This is a genomic window from Pseudomonas sp. GW822-FHT04H02 (assembly GCF_058800645.1).
In genome coordinates, this window is record NZ_JBXAMM010000003.1 from 862,494 (window position 1) to 880,043 (window position 17,550).

General features: G+C 63.1%; 17 protein-coding genes. 11 read left to right on the plus strand and 6 right to left on the minus strand.

What is annotated here, in order from left to right; genetic code table 11:
* Positions 1–10 precede the first annotated feature (10 nt).
* Positions 11–715 (minus strand): hypothetical protein, encoded by a 705-nt coding sequence (locus AC1RMG_RS16400; RefSeq protein ID WP_493169636.1) that lies wholly within the window; start codon positions 713–715, stop codon positions 11–13.
* 240 nt (positions 716–955) lie between these two features.
* Here AC1RMG_RS16400 and AC1RMG_RS16405 point away from each other — a divergent pair, with 240 nt between their 5' ends.
* A complete protein-coding gene (locus tag AC1RMG_RS16405) occupies positions 956–1,819 on the plus strand; it encodes a DUF4087 domain-containing protein (protein WP_065365228.1) in 864 nt (287 codons plus the stop codon).
* On the opposite strand, the gene AC1RMG_RS16410 is transcribed toward AC1RMG_RS16405, so the two are convergent.
* From AC1RMG_RS16410 to AC1RMG_RS16425, 4 genes are all read right to left on the minus strand, one after another.
* On the minus strand, positions 1,816–2,619 hold the full coding sequence (locus AC1RMG_RS16410) for a GNAT family N-acetyltransferase (protein ID WP_210672166.1): 804 nt from the start codon (positions 2,617–2,619) through the stop codon (positions 1,816–1,818). The genes AC1RMG_RS16405 and AC1RMG_RS16410 overlap by 4 nt on opposite strands.
* A gap of 1 nt (position 2,620) precedes the next feature.
* A complete protein-coding gene (locus AC1RMG_RS16415; protein WP_011063267.1) occupies positions 2,621–3,097 on the minus strand; it encodes an HIT family protein in 477 nt (158 codons plus the stop codon).
* Between the two features lie 96 nt (positions 3,098–3,193).
* A complete protein-coding gene (locus AC1RMG_RS16420) occupies positions 3,194–4,801 on the minus strand; it encodes a 5-guanidino-2-oxopentanoate decarboxylase (protein ID WP_123472937.1) in 1,608 nt (535 codons plus the stop codon).
* A gap of 123 nt (positions 4,802–4,924) precedes the next feature.
* Entirely contained in the window at positions 4,925–5,845 is a 921-nt protein-coding gene (locus tag AC1RMG_RS16425; protein WP_015636908.1) for a LysR substrate-binding domain-containing protein, read from the minus strand.
* A gap of 225 nt (positions 5,846–6,070) precedes the next feature.
* Here AC1RMG_RS16425 and AC1RMG_RS16430 point away from each other — a divergent pair, with 225 nt between their 5' ends.
* From AC1RMG_RS16430 to AC1RMG_RS16465, 8 genes are all read left to right on the plus strand, one after another.
* Positions 6,071–6,865, plus strand: coding sequence for an ABC transporter ATP-binding protein (locus tag AC1RMG_RS16430; RefSeq protein WP_011063270.1), 795 nt, complete (start codon positions 6,071–6,073; stop codon positions 6,863–6,865).
* Between the two features lie 49 nt (positions 6,866–6,914).
* Complete coding sequence (locus AC1RMG_RS16435; RefSeq protein ID WP_011063271.1) at positions 6,915–7,688, plus strand: transporter substrate-binding domain-containing protein; 774 nt, start codon at positions 6,915–6,917, stop codon at positions 7,686–7,688.
* Between the two features lie 51 nt (positions 7,689–7,739).
* Positions 7,740–8,453: an ABC transporter permease gene (locus AC1RMG_RS16440; protein WP_015636909.1), complete on the plus strand. Its 714-nt coding sequence runs from the start codon at positions 7,740–7,742 to the stop codon at positions 8,451–8,453.
* Between the two features lie 9 nt (positions 8,454–8,462).
* On the plus strand, positions 8,463–9,152 hold the full coding sequence (locus tag AC1RMG_RS16445; protein ID WP_011063273.1) for an ABC transporter permease: 690 nt from the start codon (positions 8,463–8,465) through the stop codon (positions 9,150–9,152).
* Between the two features lie 43 nt (positions 9,153–9,195).
* Complete coding sequence (locus AC1RMG_RS16450) at positions 9,196–10,377, plus strand: pyridoxal phosphate-dependent aminotransferase (RefSeq protein ID WP_011063274.1); 1,182 nt, start codon at positions 9,196–9,198, stop codon at positions 10,375–10,377.
* Positions 10,378–10,485: 108 nt separating this feature from the next.
* A complete protein-coding gene (locus tag AC1RMG_RS16455; protein WP_053159991.1) occupies positions 10,486–12,231 on the plus strand; it encodes an amidohydrolase in 1,746 nt (581 codons plus the stop codon).
* Positions 12,231–13,157, plus strand: a complete 927-nt coding sequence (locus AC1RMG_RS16460) for a CobW family GTP-binding protein (protein WP_368994006.1) — start codon at positions 12,231–12,233, stop codon at positions 13,155–13,157. Before AC1RMG_RS16455 ends, AC1RMG_RS16460 begins: the two co-directional genes overlap by 1 nt.
* Positions 13,158–13,322: 165 nt before the next feature.
* On the plus strand, positions 13,323–14,024 hold the full coding sequence (locus AC1RMG_RS16465; RefSeq protein ID WP_011063277.1) for a hypothetical protein: 702 nt from the start codon (positions 13,323–13,325) through the stop codon (positions 14,022–14,024).
* Positions 14,025–14,125: 101 nt separating this feature from the next.
* Here the strand turns inward: AC1RMG_RS16465 and glyA are convergent, their stop codons facing one another.
* The gene (gene glyA, locus AC1RMG_RS16470; protein ID WP_493169641.1) at positions 14,126–15,481 is read right to left on the minus strand and encodes a serine hydroxymethyltransferase; all 1,356 of its coding nucleotides are present in this window, start codon (positions 15,479–15,481) and stop codon (positions 14,126–14,128) included.
* Between the two features lie 527 nt (positions 15,482–16,008).
* Between glyA and AC1RMG_RS16475 the strand changes: the two genes are divergently transcribed.
* Positions 16,009–16,611, plus strand: coding sequence for a helix-turn-helix transcriptional regulator (locus AC1RMG_RS16475; RefSeq protein ID WP_041120706.1), 603 nt, complete (start codon positions 16,009–16,011; stop codon positions 16,609–16,611).
* Positions 16,598–17,479: a queuosine precursor transporter gene (locus AC1RMG_RS16480; RefSeq protein ID WP_015636913.1), complete on the plus strand. Its 882-nt coding sequence runs from the start codon at positions 16,598–16,600 to the stop codon at positions 17,477–17,479. Before AC1RMG_RS16475 ends, AC1RMG_RS16480 begins: the two co-directional genes overlap by 14 nt.
* Positions 17,480–17,550: the final 71 nt, after the last annotated feature.

The window sequence follows — 17,550 nt, forward strand, 5'->3', positions numbered from 1 at the left end:
GCCCTGCACCTCATTTGCCGGCACCTGCGCGCTGCCGGGCGCAGTAGCCGTCACCATCGGGTTGGGACTGCAAGTCGGTGCAACCGCCCCCCATGAACGCGGCCAGCGCGGCAAAGGGCAGCAGAACAATCACCTGCGCAATGTCTCGGGCCTGGGCATGCGGGTCCTCGACCTTGCGCAGAAAGCCCTGATCGTGGGCCGCTGTCTCGGTTTGCAGCGTGGCCCAGAGGGTATAGCGAAAAGCGTCAGCTCCAGGCCCCTGGCCGCCGACACGCTGACAGGCGTCCAGCGCCTGGACGGCGTAGACATCCCCCACCTGACGTGGCACTCCCGTCGGGCGGGCCTGACGGGCATTGAAGTCATCGATCAGGGTGGTGAGTTGCAACTGGTCCGCCTGCTGGGCCACCAGGCAATCGCTCTCGGCAGGAAACTCTCGACTGGTACGGGCCAGGGTATTCAGCCAGTTCCGGTAGTTGGTGTAGAAACCGAACTGGCTGCCGTCCGGCAGTTCCTGCCGATACAGCTTGAGGGCCCCGACAAAGTGCTTGCCGGTGTCGGTCAGCCGCTGCACCTGCTCGCGGCTCAGTGGCTGATTGAGGGTGTAGCCATACACCTGCGGCCCCTCGACTGCCGGCCCGACCGGAGCCGTAGTGCAAGCTCCCAGCGATGACAGGATGATCGTCAGGCTTAAAACGCTGCACAGCATCCGTTGCATGACATGCCTCAGGGCGGGTGGACGGCTCGTTGACCAGGCGCGAGATTACGCCATTTCCCAACCGCTGTTTCGGCCGGACCTGCCAAACCCTTAACCCTGCCCAGCCATGGGCCTACTGCCGCGAGGCTGGTGACAGACTGGTGCAGATGCGCCGCTATCGCGACGGCCCCCATGCCCGGCTTGACGTGCCCGAAGCAGCGCTCCATTGTCCCCGGCCCGCCCCTCGAACAAGGATGCTCCATGCTTCAGCGCGTCATGCTCTGCACCCTCTTGACGGTTATCGCCCTGCCCGCGTTCGCCGCGCCAGCCAAAGTCGAACGCCGGTGCGGCTGGTTCGAGAATCCGACGCCAGCCAACGCCACCCTGACCGACCGCGATGGCGTCTGGGAGATCGCCAGCCAGGGCGGCTATCAGGCCGAGGGCGAGTGGCCCACTTTCAACGACCAGCAATGGGTGCGCACCAACAATCACTACGGCTACGGCTGCGCTTGTGTCAGCGCCAGCGCGGATCCCCGGACTCATCGCCTCGACCAATTGCACAAGGCCAAGGCCCGCCCGCTGTCAGCCTGTCGCAACGATCCCAGCCTGTACGAACCCTTGCGCGAGGAAGCCGGAGTTCCGGTATTGCCCATGGATTCACCACGCTTCAAGGGTCAGGGCTTCAGCCTGCAATACCCCAAAGGTTGGAAGCTTGGCCAGGCGCAGAACTGCCTCACCCTGGACCACCCGAAAAAACGCCCCCAGGAGGAGTACACCCTGCACCTGTGCCTGCAGCAGGGCAGCCTGGAACAGGCCGCCGAAGGTTTGTTTTTCTATCAGGAAAGCGGCGTGTGGATGCGCAGCGCCGGAAGGGATGAACCCAGCCCGGTGCAAGAGATTTCAGGCCCCGGCTGGAAAGGCCTGCTGGCCTATCAGACCTGCGGCATCAGCGATGGGGACACCGGCTTTCACGCCTATGGCGGCACCTGCCTGATGGCGCTGATCGACAGCGGCCAGCGTCAGGTGGTGGCTGACAGCGTCGGGTTCTTTCAGGACTTCGCCACCCTGAGGGCGATTCTGTACTCGATCCGCTTCGACCCAGCGCCGACAACGCCACCCCACTAGCCCTGTGACTCGGCCCGATACAGGGTTTGCAGGTGGGACAGGCGCAAGCCGCAGTGCTCCAGGTTGCGCCGGCTTTGCGAGTTCACCAGAGCGGTGGCTGCCACGCTCCGGGCCCCCAAAGCAGCAGCCTGCTGCAAGCGATGGGCGATCAGGGCCCGGTGATAACCCAGGCCCCGCGCGGCCCGGGTGGTAAAGGCGGTGCCCAGGTACGCCACGCCGTTGTCGGCGATGAACAGCGCCGCGCCGGCCACCGCAACGCCCTGCTCCCGCAACAGGTACAAATGCCCGCGCCCATCGTTGAGCAAGCCACCAAAGGCCGCCTGGGTGGCCGGCCGAGCGGCCGCGGGGGTATTGAAGCCTTCGCGGTGCAGCGTGCAGAACACTTCCAGCGTCGAGGCGGTCACCGGCTCGATATCCAGCACTGAAGGCGGCGCCACAATCTCGCCCACAGGAGCGAACAGCTGCCCATGAGTCCAGCCCTTCAGGCGCTGCAACGGCAGCCCTTGCAGCTCCAGGGTGGGCACAACCTTGGCTGACTCGGCGATCAAGGCGATCGCCGGGGCGTAAGCCACGCAGCTCTGCAGCAGATCGACCAGGCGCCGGGCATCCTGCGCCCTGTCGCCATGTACCCGGTTCATCATCGGGCTGGGGTTGCCGCCGACGACGAAGGCACCACAACCCGGCTCACCATACAGGCAGGCCCGATAAGGGTTGCCCGGCAGGCTCGCCAGCCCCTGGACCCGGGCCCGCAGGTATTGGGTTTCGGCATATTCAAGCGCCAGCGCGCGGCTCAGGTGCATATCAGCGGTTACCCACCGGGGTTTCACTGACCCAGGGCACCCGCACCTGCTCGGCGATGCTCGTGGCCTGCTGCTGCAACACCTCCAGTTGGGTCCGGCGGCCGAACAAGCCAGTGAAATGCAGCAGCAAGCGCCCGGCAAACCCCAGGCCATCGCCGCGTTTGCGCGGGATCAAGTGCAGGTGCGCATGGGGAATGTGCTGGTTGGTGGCGCGGCCGTCATTGACCAGCAGGTGGGTGCCTTCGACGCCGTAGCCGGCACGCCGTTGCGCCGCCAGCAGGCCATCGAAGACCTGGTACAGGTGCTGGCGGATGAAACCGGGCAATTGCTCGAGCTTCTCTACGTGCTGCTGGGGGATCAGCAGCAGGTGCCCTTCACCCAGCGGATGCACGTCCATGAAGGCCATGCAGTGCTCATCGCGGTACACCAGTGCGGCGGGCAAGGTGCCGGCGGCAATCTGGCAGAAAATGCAATTCATCCCTGAATCCTCAAGTGGCAAGGCGCGCCCGGGCGGGCGCCGCCAATGTAACCCACCTGCATCCTGTAAAGCGCGCTCCTTGTGCCCGGCTTGGGTTCAGCCCAGCGCCAGGTAGGCGCCGGCATCGACCTCGATCATCACCGGTTGGCGGGTGTCCTTGAGGGTGTGCAACAGGTCTTGCAGCTGCGCGGGGGAGTCGGCGCGGTGGTGCGCCACATGGAAGCTTCGGGCCATGGCCTGAAAGTCCGGGGTGAGGATGTCCACCCCCAGCGGCACGATATCCCGCGCCTGCATGTAGTCGCGGATCTCGCCGTAGCACTGGTTGTTCCACACCAGCAGGATCACGCCGATCTGTGCTTCCTTGGCCGCGATCAGCTCGCCGCTGGCGAACTGCAAGCCACCGTCCCCCACCAGCGCCACCACTGGCCGCTCGGGGCGCGCCAGCTTGGCGCCCATGGCCGCCGGCAAGCCGTAGCCCAGGGTGCCGTAACCACTGCCGGCGTTGAACCAGCTGGCCGGAGCCGGGGCCTGGTAGCCACAGGCGCCCTGGTACACCGGCTGGGTCGAGTCGCCCACCAGGATCGGTGCATCCAGATTGTCCCGCAGCAGGTCCAGCAGGCCCTGCAAGCCTTGCTGCTTGGGCGTCCAGCCGGCGCGCTCGGCCTGGTTCACCCGTTGCACGCTGTCCAGTGCCCAGCGCCCGCGGGAATTGGCAGGCGCCACCTTGCCCAGCAGTGCCTGCAAACCTTCCAGGGCATCCCCCACCAGGCCGACATGGGCCCGCTGCACGCCCATGACCTGCATCGGGTCGATGTCCAGGCGAATCAGCGAACCCTTGAAGCGCAGCGGCCCGAGGCCAAAGAAGTCGTAGTCGGTTTCCCCAAGCTCGGTGCCCACGGCGAGCACCACATCCGCTTCGTCGATCAATGCCCGGCCATGGGCCGAGGACTGCACGCCATCGAGCAACAGCGGGTGGCCGCAAGGCAGCAGGCCGCGGGCGTTGGTGGTCAGGGCCACCGGCGCCTGCAGGCGCTCGGCCAATTGCCGCAGGACCTCGGCGCAACCCCGGGCTCCACCGCCGGCCAGGATCAATGGGCGGTGGGCACTGTTGAGCAAGGCCAGCGCCGCCTCGATCGAAGCCCCGGCCGGCGCCGGCGCGCCAGGCAGGCTGCGGGGCATCAGGTTGAGGTTATCGGCGGGCATCTCCAGCACGTCCAGGGGAATCTCGATGTGCACCGGCCGCGGCCGTGCACACTTGAATACGGCAAAGGCCCGCGCCAGCAGTTCCGGCAACTCCGAAGGCGCTTGCAGGGTGTGGCTGAAGGCGCAGACCCCGGCCACCATTGCTCGCTGGTCCGGCAGTTCGTGCAGGTGGCCGTGGCCCAGGCGCAGGTGCTCGCGACGGTTGACGGTAGAGATCACCAGCATCGGCACCGAATCGGCATAGGCCTGGCCCATGGCCGTGAGGATATTGGTCATGCCAGGGCCAGTGATGATGAAGCACACCCCAGGCTTGCCGCTGGCCCGGGCGTAGCCGTCGGCCATGAACCCGGCCCCCTGTTCGTGCCGCGGGCTGACATGCCGCAGGCGGCTGCCGTGCAGGCCGCGATAGAGCTCGACGGTGTGCACGCCGGGAATCCCGAATACCGTGTCCACGCCATAACCTTCCAGCAAACGAACCAGGGACTGCGCACAGGTGGTCATCGACTACTTCCTCTTGTTCTTATGTGCGGGCGACACCCTGCGCCCGGCTGATGTCGAGGGACATTAGTCGCTGCACCCAAGGGGCAACAATCGAAAAAAATCGCGGCGATTGCTCAATAAAATTCACGCTTTGCCGTTGCGACGGGGTTCCGGGTGCAAGCGGGTGATGCCCTGCAGCTGGGACTTGACCCACTCGCTGAACGCCAGCACCACCGGCCGCTCGGACTTGAGCAGGTCGGCCACCAGGTAGTAGCCGCGATTGGACTCGATCTCGGTGCCGAAGGGCTGCACCAGTTGGCCCCGGGCCAGGGCTTCGCCGCTGATCAGGTTGTCGCCCATGGCAATGCCCTGGCCGGCGATGCAGGCCGACTGTACGAAGTGCGCGTCGGCAAACACGATGCCCCGGCGCACGTCGACATTCGGCGCCCCGGCGGCCGCCAGCCAGACCCGCCAGTCGGAGTAGTCGATCATGTGCAGGAGCAAGGCGTGATCCAGGCCATCAAGGGTTTTCAGGCCACCCATGGCATTCACCAGGCTCGGGCTGCACACCGGGAAATAGCGCAGGGAGACGATCTTCTGCACGTGCTGGTTGGGCCAGTCGCCCATGCCATAGGCCACGAACAGATCGACGCTGCTGTCGCTGGTGTCCCCCGGAGTGCGGGGCGACACCAACTGCAGTTCAACCTGAGGATACAGCGCCTGGAATTCGGCGATATGGGTGCACAGCCAATAGGTGGCGAACCCCGGCGGGCTGCTGATGCACAGCCGGCCGCTGACCTGCTGGCCATCGGAGCGCTGGCCGGCCTCGAGGATATTGGCCAGCAGCAGGTGGATGTCCCGGGCATAGCGCTCCCCCTGGTAGGTGATGCGAATGCTGCGGCCCTGGCGCTCGGTCAGGGCAAACCCCAGGGTCTGCTCCAGGCTCTTGATCTGGTGGCTGATGGCGCTGGGCGTCAGGTTCAGCTCATTGGCGGCCTCGGCGACACTGCCCAGGCGGGCCACCGCGTCCAGAGCGCGCAACGCGGTCATGGAGGGATAACGCATACCGATCATGCCTCGACTACAAAAAAACGAGTGGCAGCACCATAGCTGCAATCGGCGTCCGGCAATAGCCTTGCTCGTCGCCGAAAAAAAAGCCAATTACTGAAAAAAATTACCGTGTCCCACTAAAAATGCTCGATTGACCCGCCGCCGTCGATGGCTAATTCTCAAGCCCTACCCTGTGCCGGGTACTGCCCGGCCATCGCACAATAACAAGAGGGTCGACCCTTGCAATCGCAGCCCAACTCCGTCAATCCCGTGGTGGCGATCGATGATCTGCACAAGAGCTACGCCGATCACCACGTGCTCAAGGGCATCGCCCTGCGCGCCAATGAAGGCGAAGTGGTGTCGTTGATCGGCTCCAGCGGCTCGGGCAAAAGCACCCTGCTGCGCTGCATCAACCTGCTGGAGATTCCCTGCAGCGGCAGCCTGCGCATCAATGGCGAAGAAGTGCGCATCAGGACCGACCGTGCCGGCAACCCGCAGGTCGCCGACCCGGCCCAGGTGGCGCGCCTGCGCACCCAGTTGAGCATGGTGTTCCAGAGCTTCAACCTGTGGCCTCACCGCACCGTCCTGGAAAACGTCATCGAAGCGCCGGTGTATGTCCTCGGTGAAGACCGCAAGGACGCCATCGCCCATGCCGAGCACCTGCTGGAAAAGGTCGGCCTGGCCAACAAGCGCGACGCTTTCCCTTCCTTTCTCTCCGGCGGCCAGCAACAGCGGGTGGCCATCGCCCGGGCCCTGGCCATGCGCCCCCAGGTGCTGTTGATGGACGAACCGACCTCGGCCCTGGACCCGGAACTGGTGGGCGAGGTGCTCAAGGTCATCCAGGGCATCGCCGAGGAAGGCCGTACCATGATCCTGGTGACCCACGAAATGGCCTTTGCCCGGGATGTGTCGAGCAAGGTGATGTTCCTTCACCAGGGGCTGGTGGAAGAAGAAGGGCCCCCCCAGCAAGTGTTCCTCAACCCGGTCAGCGAGCGCTGCCGGCAATTCGTCATGGCTCAGGAAAACCGCGTCTGACGTTTCGCTTCAATCCTTGAAAACAACAACTTCGATAAAGGGTAAAGCCATGAAAAACCTGCTCAAGGTGCTCGCCACCGGTTGCCTGTTCAGTGCACTGGCCAGCCACGCCGTGGCCGCCGACAAGATCGTCTTCGGCATCGCCCTGGAACCCTACCCGCCGTTCTCGATGAAAAGCGGCAACGGCGACTGGAGCGGCTTCGAACCGGAGCTGATCAAGGCTCTGTGCGACCGCATGCAGGCCCAGTGCCCACTCAAGGAAGTGGCCTGGGACGGCCTGATCCCGGCCCTGCAATCGAGCCAGATCGACGCCATCCTCAACTCCCTGAGCATCACCGACGAACGGGAAAAGGTCATCGATTTCTCTGCGCCCTACTACCAGACCCCGGCCATGTGGGTCGCCGACCAGAGCCTGGAGCTGGTCACCACCCCCGAAGGCCTCAAGGGCAAGCTGATCGGCGTACAGGGTTCGACCTCCAACGCGACCTTCGCCAAGACCTACTACGGCAAGACCTCGACCCTGCGCTACTACACCACCCAGGACGACATGATCGCCGACCTGCAGAGCGGGCGGATCGACGTGATGCTGGCCGACGCCCTGACCATCGAGCCGATCCTCAAGACCGCGGCCGGTGCCGGCCTGGCGGACAAGGGCCTGGCGCCCAAGGACCCGCTGTTCGGTTCCGGCATCGGGGTCGGCCTGCGCAAGGGTGACAGCGCCCTGCAGCAGCGGATCAACACCGCCCTGGCCTCGCTCAAGGCCGATGGCACCTACGACAAGATCCGCAGCCGCTACTTCAGCGTCGACATTTCTGCCAACTAAGCCGTCCGGCCGGCCCGTTTGCGCGGGCCGCCGGCGTTGACTGGATACGTCATGATTTCTCTGTCCGACCTTTCCCAACTGTTCGTCGCCGACGGCTGGCTCGGCGCCCTGGCCCAGGGCGCGCTGGTGTCCCTGCAGATTTCCGCCGGGGCCTTTGTGCTCGGCCTGGGCATCGGCCTGCTGGTGGCGATGATCAAGCTCAAGGGCCCGCGCTGGCTGGTAAAGCTGGCCAACGCCTACACCACCCTGTACCGGGCCATGCCCGAGCTGCTGCTGATTCTGCTGCTCTACTACGCCGGCACCGACCTGCTGAACATGGCCATGGCCGCCATGGACCGGCCGAGCGTCACGGTCAACGGTTTCATCGCCGCGGTGCTGGTGCTGGGCATCGTCCAGGGCGCCTATTCGGCGGAGATCATCCGGGGCGCGATCCAGGCCATTCCCTACGGCCAGATCGAAGCGGCCCGGGCCTACGGCATCGAACGCTGGCTGCTGGTGCGGCGCATCCTGCTGCCGAGCATGCTGCCCTATGCCATGGCCGGGCTATCGAACCTGTGGCTGGTATTGGTCAAGGACAGCGCGCTGATCAGCATCGTCGGCTACAGCGAACTGCTCTCGGTGGGCAAGCAGGCAGCCGGTTCCACCAAGCACTACCTGGTGTTCTACCTGGCGGTCGCGGCCTTCTATTTCGTCATCACCCTGGTGTCCGGCAGCGTGTTCCGCGTGCTCGAACGACGCACCAACCGCTGGCTGCCCCAGCACTAGGAGGCTCGGATGGACTTTTCCTGGATCAACGGTTTTTCCAGCGAGCTGCTGCGCGGCCTGGGCATCACCCTCAAGCTCCTGCTGCTGAGCGGAATCTGCGGCTTTGCCCTGGCAGTAGTGGTGGGCCTGGGCCGGGTGTCGCGCAACCCTCTGATTCGTGCGCCGATGCAGTTCTACATCAGTGTGTTTCGCGGCACGCCGCTGCTGGTGCAGATCTACATCCTCTATTACGGGGTCGGCAGCCTGTTCGCCGCCTACCCGCCGATTCGCGGCAGCTTTCTCTGGCCCTACCTGCGCGAAGGTTTCTGGTATGTGGCCTTGGCCCTGACCCTGAGTGTCGGCGCCTACGTCGGCGAAGTGCTGCGTGGCGGCCTGCGGGCCGTGCCCCGAGGCGAGCTGGAAGCCGCCCGCGCCTATGGCATGGGCCACTGGCTGACCCTGCGCCGGGTGTGGCTGCCCCGGGCCCTGGAACTGGTGCGCCCGACCCTGGTGGGGGAATGCGTGCTGCTGCTCAAGGCCACTGCACTGGCGTCCACCGTGGCGGTCACCGACCTGCTGGGCGCGGCCAACCTGGTACGGGCCCAGACCCTGAAAGTCTACGAGCCGCTGCTGGCCGTGGCACTGATCTACATCGTCCTGGCCTTTGTCATCGAACATCTGTGCGCACGCCTGGGCAAGGTCCCCCAGCGTCAGGCCTGAACCCATTCATTGCGCGGGCAGCGAGGCCCGTGAGGAGAACAACATGCGTTACTCACCTTTCGTACAGCGCATCAGCGGCGAATCCGTCAGCGCCTGGGACATCCACTACGCGGCCATCGAGGCCCGTGGGCGCGGAGAAGACGTGATCGTGCTCAGCGTCGGTGACCCGGACTTCGCCACCGACGAGCGCATCAGCGCCGCCGCCAGTGCCGCCCTGGAGCAAGGCGACACCCACTACACCCACGTCCTCGGCCGCCCGGCCCTGCGTGAGGCCATCGCCGCCAAGCAGCGCCGCCTGCTGGGCATCGAGGTCAGCGCCGACAACGTGGCGCTGGTGGCGGGTGCGCAGAACGGCTTGTTCGCCACATCGCTGTGCCTGTTCAGCAGCGGCGACGAAGTGCTGGTGCCAGAACCCATGTACCTGACCTACGAGGCCTGCATCCACGCCTCGGGGGCGCAGATCGCCTGCGTCCAGCAGCCGGCGGCCAATGGCTTTCGCCTGACCGCCGCGGCCCTGGAAGCGGCGCTCACCGACAAGACTCGCGGCATTGCCCTGGCCACCCCGTGCAACCCCACCGGCAACGTCTACAGCCGTGAGGAGCTGGAAGCCGTGGCCGAAGTGGCGCGCAAGCATGACCTGTGGGTGATCTCCGACGAGGTCTACGGGCAACTGACCTACGACCGCGAACACCTGAGCATCGCTTCGCTGCCGGGCATGGCCGAGCGCACGGTAATCCTCAACAGCCTGTCGAAAACCCATGCCATGACCGGTTGGCGCGTGGGCTGGGTGATCGCCCCGCCGGCCCTGGTCGGGCATCTGGACAACCTCTTGCTGTGCATGCTCTACGGCCTGCCGGGGTTTATCCAGGAAGCCGCGCTCAAGGCCCTGGAGCTCGATGAAGAAGTGATCGGCAGCGCCCGCGAGGTCTATCGCCGGCGCCGCGACCTGGTGGTGGCGGGCCTCAAGCAGGTGCAACTGCTGGACTGCCGCGAGCCGGAAGCCGGGATGTTCATGCTGGTGGACGTACGCCGCACCGGCCTGTCGAGCATGGATTTCGCCTGGCAGCTGTTCCGCGCCACCGGGGTCTCGGTGCTCGACGCCCAGGCTTTCGGCGCCAGTGCCGAGGGCTTCGTGCGGATCTCCTTCACCGTCGCCGACGAGGTGCTCAAGGACGCCTGCCAGCGCATTGCCGGCTTTGTCGAAACCCTGGGCGCACAACGCTGAATGCATGACCCGGGCCGCCCAGCGGCCCTGGTACCTCCGACAAGAACACTGCTGCGCCTTACTTTTTTGCCCACCTTTGAAGGGCCCCCTGCTTGAGAGGTTGACCCCGTGACCGCTTCCGACCAATTCAACTCCACCCATAGCGCCGTCGATCAATACGCTGAACTGGTGCTGCACAACGGCCGGATGTACACCCTCGATCCGGCCCAGCCCTGGGCCGACGCCGTGGCCATCCGCCAGGGCAAGCTGATCGCGGTGGGCAGCCTCGCTTCCCTGGCCTCGCTGATCGGGCCCAATACCCGCCAGCACGATCTGGACGGGGCCTTCTGCATGCCCGGCCTGCATGACATGCACACCCACCCGGACCTGGCCCTGGCCCCGCGCTACGCCGACGACCTGGACGTGGGCATCGAAGACCCGACCCCGGAGCAACTGGCAGCAGCGATCCACGCCTATGCCGACAGCCATCCCGGCGACGGCTGGATCTACGGCCAGTACTGGGTGCGCTACACCTTCCGCGAAGCCGGGCTGACCCCGGGCCGCGAATGGCTCGACAGCGTCATGCCGGACCGCCCGGTGGCCCTGCTGGACCGCATGTGGGGGACCATGATGGTCAACTCCAAGGCCCTGGAACTGGCCGGCATCGACCGCCACACCAGCGACCCGCGCAACGGCTACCTGGAGCGCGACGAGCTGACCGGCGAACCCAATGGCTTGTTGATCGACGGGGCCTACGCCCTGATCCATGCCGCCATGCCGCCGACTCCGGTGTCGGTGCTGCGCCGTGCCTATCGCGATGGCGTGCACTTCCAGACCTCTCGCGGGGTCACCGCCACCAAGTACGTGCACGTCTGCGAAAACCGCCTGCAGGCCCTCAAGGAACTGGACGATGCCGGCGAGCTGACCCTGCGGGTGGAAGCAGCCATCAGTTGGCAGGACGACATCTTCCCGGTGCGCCGGCGCTGGGAACTGCTCAGTGGCGAGCGGCATTTCTATCGCAGCGCGCGCCTGAGTGCCAACGCGGTGAAGTTCCACTTCGATGGCACCGTGGAGCCCAAGTCTTCCTACCTGCTGACCCCCTGGCCGGAAGAGTCGAGCTGGCGCGGCAAGCTCAACCTTACCCCGGAACACATCACCGACATGGTGGTGGACATGGACAAGCGCGGCCTGCGGGTGATCGCCCACTGCACCGGCGACGGCGCCTCCGACGTGTTCCTCGATGCCGTGGCCGAGGCCCGGCGGCGCAACGGCAATAGTGGCATCCGTCACCAATGTGCCCACAGCACCCTGCTGCACCCGGGCAACCTCAAGCGTTTCCAGGCCCTGGACGTGATCGCCGAGTTCTCTCCGGCGGCCTGGTACCCGACACCGTTCGCCAGCGGCGCGCGCTCCGGCTACGGCCAGGAACGCCTCAAGCGCATCTATGACTTCAAGGGCGTGCTGGCAGCCGGTGGCATCGCGGTGTTCGGCACCGACTGGCCGGTGGCGTCCATCGATCCATGGCTGGCCCTGGAAACCATGGTCACCCGGCAGAACCCGTGGAACCAGGAACCCGACACCTTCGGTGACCCCATCAGCCTGGAACAGGCCCTGCAAGTAGCGACCCTCAACGGCGCCCACGCCATGGGCCTGGAACACCTGACCGGCAGCCTGGAGGCCGGCAAGTCGGCGGACCTGATCGTCCTCGACCGCGACCTGTTCGCCCAGGGCGCACGCAACTACATCCACCACACCCAGGTGCAACTGACCTTCGTCGAGGGGCAACTGGTCTACGACCGCCAGGGCACCTTCAGCGACACCCCGCTGCAAGCGGTGTGGGAAGGCCTGCCACCGGTGATCGAGGGCAAGGAATAATGAACAGCACCCCGAGCATCCCGGTAACCGTGGTTGCAGGCTTTCTCGGCGCCGGCAAGACCACCCTGCTCAACCGCATGGTGCAACGCGCCGACAGCGGCCGGCTGGCGGTGATCGTCAACGATTTCGGCGAGCTGAACATCGATGCGGCGATCATCGCCGAGGTCACCGACGCGGTGTACAGCCTGCAGAACGGCTGCATCTGCTGCACCGTGCAGGAGGACCTGCTGGCGCAACTGGTGAGCCTGTCCAAGCTGCGCCCGGCCCTGGAGCGAATTGTCATCGAGTGCAGCGGCGTCTCCGACCCGCAGCGCATCGTGCAGACCATCGGCTACCCGCAACTGCGCAACCGCCTGCACCTGGACGCGGTGATCACCCTGGTGGATGCCAGCGGCTACCAGGACCTGGAAGGGGAAATGGCCCGCCTGTCCCGAGCCCAGGTGGCCTGCGCCGACTGGGTGCTGCTGAACAAGGCCGACCTGGTGAGCGCCGAGCAATTGCAGAGCATCCGCGCCAGCCTCGGCAATCGCGCCCCGGTATTCGACACGGTGCAGGCCGAGCTGCCCCCCGAGCTGCTGCTGGCGCCGCCGGTGCGCTCCACCGAAGTGCTGTTCAAGGCCCTGCCCCAGGCCCACGACCAGTTGTTCGAAAGCTGGGTGTGGAAAAGCTCGCGACCGCTGCAGCCCAAGGCTTTGCGGGACTGGCTGGCGCGCCTGCCAACCGACCTGCTGCGCCTCAAGGGCCTGGTGCGCCTTGAAGGCAATGAACAACCTTATTGGTTGCAGCATGTGGGCAACCGCAGCCAGTTCACCCTGGCCGCCGATCAGCCCACCGAGCATGCCGCGCAATTGGTATTCATCGCCCGCCGAGGCAGCGATCTGCGCCAGGAACTGGAGGCTGGGGTCAGCGATACACAAGTGCTTTGAACGACAGGGAATCTGTGGCGCGAAGGCCGGTCTGAAAGAGGCGCGGCTGCCGGGCCGTCGCTTGGTCCGTGACAATAGGGCCCGGGTCCAATAGATTAGGCGCCCCCGAAAATCCCCCTGGGCCTTTCGCGCCTCAAACCTGTTAAACCAAGTAGTGGATGTTCAATGCCTGATTCCAACACCGAAGAATCCGTAGTCGCCCTGTCCAACAAGGCCGAATACGAAAACGCCATTCATCTTTCACAACACGTGTCCCAGGCCAAGACCATCAGCGAGATGGTGCTCGACGCCTTCCACACCTCGAAAGAAAGTGACCAGATTCGCGAACTGCGCGCAGCGATTCGCCAGGCCCACGACCGCTTTGACGACGACACCGCCTATGAACTCATGGGCCAGCTCAAGCAGCTCAAAGACGCCGAGGCCGCCGACCTCGCCGCCCTGGAAGACCTGAGCAAGAAATTCCCCATCAGCCGGATTCTCTCCAGCTACAAGGACGATCCGGACTTCCAGGAGCTGGTCTACGGCCTGGCCCTGAAGGTGCTGAACCAGACCCACCAGGCCATCAGCAACCCCAGCGGCGGCAAGAGCAAGGCGCGTCCGAAGAAGGAAATGGAAGTGTTCGCCATCAGCAAGGACGGCGTCAGCGTCACCCTGCCGATGCGCCCGCGCTCCAAGGCCAACGTCGACCGTGAAGCCTTCGAATTCCTCGGCTTCAGCTTTGTCGGCGAAGGCGACGAGGCGGAACTGGAAAGCGAGATGTTCCTCGACAAGGATGGCAACGAACAGCAGGCCACCCGCAAGAACATCGTCACCGCGATCCAGCAGCAGACCGCGTTCGAAGGCTACAGCGCGCAACAACAGCTGTAACCCGCCGCTGCAGGAGCGAGCTTGCTCGCGAAGCGCCAGCACAGCCTTCTGCAGACCTGAAAAGCCCCGTATTCCAGCGTGAAGACGGGGCTTTTTTTTCTTCAGCGATCCCCGTACTCAAGGATGGGGTACATCGCACACAACGCCTCGGTCTCCAGCCGGAAGCGCTCCTGCTGCGCGGGCTCCAGAACGTATGGCTGCTCGCCCCGCGGCTCCAGCTGATCCAGTATCCGGCACACCAGGTCGACGATCTGCCGACAGCCCTGGGGGTCCACATAGCGCTGTGCGATGGAGCCCGTGCCGATACACAAGCCATTGGCGGCAAATGACGATCGAGTCTCCCCCGGTGCCCGTTTTTTGCTGACGATGATTCCGCACTTTTCCAATGCCGATTCGGCGAGGGAGCCGCTGATGCCCTTAGGCAAGCGCAACAGGATCGTGTGGTTTTCCGTCCCGCCGCCCATTACCTCGTAGTCCCGCGCCATGAACGCGCAGGCCATTTCATCCGCCGTGGCACGAATCCGCCCCATGTAGGCATCGAACTGTGCAGACATGGCATAGCCCAGCGCGGCCGCCTTGGCGGCGATCATGTTGACTGCAGGCGCCCCCTGCATCCCGGGGAAAACTGCCTGGTCGAGCACCCGACGAAAGCTCGACCTCAGGCCGGGCACCTTGGTGTCCGCGTCCCGCCCGGAAAGAATCAGGCCGCCGCGTGGCCCGGCGAGCTGTTTGTGGGTGCAAGTGGTGGTGACGTGCGCCACATCGATCGGGCTCGGATGACGCCCCGTGGCAACCAGGCCGGCGATATGGGAGATGTCGGCAAGGACGATGGCCCCGGCTTCATCGGCAATGTCGCGAAAACGCTGGAAGTCCACTACCCGCGAATAAGCCGTTGCCCCACAGATGATGATGCGCGGGCGGTGGGCCATCGCCAGCTGACGTACCTCCTGGTAGTCGATGGTGCCCTGGGCCGTGGTGCCGTAGTGGATCGCCTTGTAGTGGGCACCGGTAAAAGCGAGGGAGCTGCCGTGGGTCAGGTCGCCGCCATGATCCAGGGCCATCCCGAGCAGGGTGTCCCCCGGCTCAAGCAGCGCGGACAACACCTGGTAGTTGGCGTTCGAGGCCGAGTGCGATTGCACCGCGGCGTACTGCGCGGCAAACAGCTCCCGTGCCCTGCGGATCGCCAGGGATTCCACCAGATCGACGTTTTCGCACCCGGCGTGATGGCGTTTGCCCGCAACCCCCTGCGCCGTCACGTTGACCAGCGCCGAGGCCGAGGCGGCAAGGCTTCTGGGAGTGGCTGCACAGGAGGATGAAACCAGGGAAAGCGTGCGTTGTTGCCGGCTTACTTCAGCGTCCAGGATCCTGGCCAGCTCGGCGTCTTCTGTTCGCAGGTCCGTCAAGCCACATCGCAGCAAGTCGGCCTGGTTCCTCAGTGGTTCGGTATCGGCTGCCATAAATCTGTGCCCCTTCCTTGAGTGCTGCGCGCCACGAACGAGGGCGTGCTTCCTGGGTTTTACGTTCGTTGGTTTGAATCGGGCTGATCCGGGCCCTGGGTCAAGACTGTATAAGGCGTAACAGAATTAATCAAAAAATTAAACATCTTCAAAGTTAAATGCTTCTTTTTTGAGGTGAAAAGACATCGGCGCAACCTTGCCGGTGCAAGCCTCAGGGCGAGAGTGATAATGCCCAACCCCTGGGGCTTTATTGTCATGGCTGACGCATGCAACACTTGTCCGTTGCGGCCCTGTGCAAACCGGCCCCTCTCAGCGACTTGATCGCCCACAGTCCCCGTAGCGAAGTATCCCAGGACGGATACAGGCTGGCTAAAGGAGCACTAGCGAATTACCAGACAACACACAAGCAACTGACAGGCTTCTGCCACAGTGATCCCGCTATTGGCACCAGGCAATCGATGTCATGCGCGATGTGAACGCTAAAAAATTCGATGCATTACGACTATAAGGAAATGGTGAGGCATTTGATGCACAGAAGAGAAAGAACAGAGTATTTAAAAAGCAATATCAAATACCTGATTAAAAGTCGCGGAGAGACACAACTGTCTTTATGCAACGCCAGTGGCCTGACCAGAACAACCATATACAACATCCTGGAAGGCAAGGTCAGCAACGTCCAGCAGTCCACCATTCGAAAAATCTCCGACTTCTTCGGTATTTCCTATGAGGAAATAGAAACCGTCGACTTTGAAGAGAAGGAGATCATCGAAAGCAGCATTTCCCCGCAAGGGAACATGAACCCGGCTGCTGTTCCGATCCTCAAGGAAAGCCAGTTGATGGCCAACATGGATAAACGTATTGGCGAACTCGCCACTTGTTTCCCATTGACCTACTACTTCGGTACATCCTCTAACTTGATAGCCGTGCGCCTGGAAAACGATATCAAGGGCATGTATGAGGTCGGCGACCTGCTGATCGTGCAAAAGGGGACGATCACCGATGAAAAGGAAAAACTGGCTTACGACAAACAGACCAGGAAACTGCTGATCATGAACGAGGTCGTCTTCGACCCAGATCGTATATCTGTCGTCGGCGATATCATTGAGGAACGCTTCAATGACTGCCTATGAAGGTGATATCGAGAACAGCAAGTACAAGCTTCTGGGGTTTGAGAACAATAAAAACCTGGCCGTGATCATGATCATCGACACCGGCAAGGTCATAAAAATAAAGCTGAGCGAAGTAGTGAACAGCGAAATAATGGATAACTTAAACAAAATGGAAGTTAAAAACCTGTATAAAAAGTTCTACTCCCAAGGAGGAACACTTACTGCATACGACTTGAACGACCGCAATGAAAACTCATGGATGATCTACATCATCCTCAACCTGCTGCTCTTTACCTTTTATATTTTCACCAGCATCGCTGCAACAAAGCCGATCTACCTTGAATCCCTCGACATCATTATTACCCCCGGCACCTTTCTGTACCCTCTGACATTCCTGATCGTTGACCTGCTGAACGAGAACTTCGGACTCAGGCTCGCCAGAAGAGCCATTCTGTTTGCATTTGCAAGCAACGCCATGATCATCATCCTGCTCTACGCGTCCACTTTTCTCCCCGGACTGCCAGGCTGGAAACTCGATACACCTTATAACGACGTTATTATCCAGGTGTCGTCTGTACTCGTAGCGTCTTCCGTTTCCTTCCTTGTTTCTGAAAACATAAACTCATATTTGCTGTGCAAGATAAAGGAACTCACAAATTCTAGATTCCTATTTCTGCGGATATTCCTCAGCACCTTGTTTGCGGTCATCATCGACAGCTTCGTGTTTTGCTACATCGCATTCTATGGATCCATGCAAAACAACGACATCCTGAACATGATTTATGTTCAGATCGCAATCAAGGTCTGTTTTGCATTCTTCAATATATTGCCCGCCTATGGCGCACGATCACTGTTCAAGAGATACATAACGGATAGCCAGGCAAAATGATCGATCGCTGTTTGTAGAGCGACGCCGGAGCTCAACACCTATCTGCCAGGCAGGTTCAGTGTTGGGCTCCA

Bases quoted from the DNA above. Each gene is read 5' to 3' on its own strand.
- AC1RMG_RS16435 (WP_011063271.1), top strand. From the start codon at position 6,915: ATGAAAAACCTGCTCAAGGTGCTCGCCACCGGTTGCCTGTTCAGTGCA.
- AC1RMG_RS16480 (WP_015636913.1), top strand. From the start codon at position 16,598: ATGACTGCCTATGAAGGTGATATCGAGAACAGCAAGTACAAGCTTCTG.
- AC1RMG_RS16445 (WP_011063273.1), top strand. From the start codon at position 8,463: ATGGACTTTTCCTGGATCAACGGTTTTTCCAGCGAGCTGCTGCGCGGC.
- AC1RMG_RS16465 (WP_011063277.1), top strand. From the start codon at position 13,323: ATGCCTGATTCCAACACCGAAGAATCCGTAGTCGCCCTGTCCAACAAG.
- glyA (WP_493169641.1), bottom strand. From the start codon at position 15,481: ATGGCAGCCGATACCGAACCACTGAGGAACCAGGCCGACTTGCTGCGA.
- AC1RMG_RS16475 (WP_041120706.1), top strand. From the start codon at position 16,009: ATGCACAGAAGAGAAAGAACAGAGTATTTAAAAAGCAATATCAAATAC.
- AC1RMG_RS16415 (WP_011063267.1), bottom strand. From the start codon at position 3,097: ATGAATTGCATTTTCTGCCAGATTGCCGCCGGCACCTTGCCCGCCGCA.
- AC1RMG_RS16420 (WP_123472937.1), bottom strand. From the start codon at position 4,801: ATGACCACCTGTGCGCAGTCCCTGGTTCGTTTGCTGGAAGGTTATGGC.
- AC1RMG_RS16460 (WP_368994006.1), top strand. From the start codon at position 12,231: ATGAACAGCACCCCGAGCATCCCGGTAACCGTGGTTGCAGGCTTTCTC.
- AC1RMG_RS16450 (WP_011063274.1), top strand. From the start codon at position 9,196: ATGCGTTACTCACCTTTCGTACAGCGCATCAGCGGCGAATCCGTCAGC.
- AC1RMG_RS16425 (WP_015636908.1), bottom strand. From the start codon at position 5,845: ATGCGTTATCCCTCCATGACCGCGTTGCGCGCTCTGGACGCGGTGGCC.
- AC1RMG_RS16440 (WP_015636909.1), top strand. From the start codon at position 7,740: ATGATTTCTCTGTCCGACCTTTCCCAACTGTTCGTCGCCGACGGCTGG.
- AC1RMG_RS16405 (WP_065365228.1), top strand. From the start codon at position 956: ATGCTTCAGCGCGTCATGCTCTGCACCCTCTTGACGGTTATCGCCCTG.
- AC1RMG_RS16410 (WP_210672166.1), bottom strand. From the start codon at position 2,619: ATGCACCTGAGCCGCGCGCTGGCGCTTGAATATGCCGAAACCCAATAC.
- AC1RMG_RS16400 (WP_493169636.1), bottom strand. From the start codon at position 715: ATGCAACGGATGCTGTGCAGCGTTTTAAGCCTGACGATCATCCTGTCA.